This is a genomic window from Pseudomonas sp. 2822-17 (genome assembly GCF_002742485.1).
GTDB classification, from domain to species: Bacteria; Pseudomonadota; Gammaproteobacteria; order Pseudomonadales; family Pseudomonadaceae; genus Aquipseudomonas; species Aquipseudomonas cyclaminis.
In genome coordinates this window covers 1-279 of sequence record NZ_LJRZ01000699.1, presented here as the reverse complement: position 1 = coordinate 279, position 279 = coordinate 1, and the positions used below count along the sequence as shown (strand labels likewise).

The 279-nt window shown below is 35.8% G+C and carries 1 protein-coding gene; it reads right to left on the bottom strand.

What is annotated here, in order from left to right:
* On the bottom strand, window positions 1–279 hold a 279-nt coding region (locus AOA60_RS32775; RefSeq protein ID WP_218240834.1), incomplete at both ends, for a hypothetical protein.

Sequence of the window (279 nt, the reverse complement as noted above, 5' to 3'; positions counted from 1 at the left end):
GTCTACAACATAAAGTATATCTGAGCTCATAGCTTTTTTACTTTTAATTTCATCATCAGGGTAATGCACTTCTGCATAATGAAAGGTAATCGCTTCGTGTCTTCCGCTATCATCACCGTAAAAGACACCATCCCCAACTATACTTTCCACATCTTGATTTTTTACTATCTCTTGGTCGGCTAGTCTACCGTTCTCAAAGAATAGTGATACATCGTGCCTTAAATACACGGGTTTATCTGTTACAGATTTAAAATCCCATGATAATAAATACTCATTTTC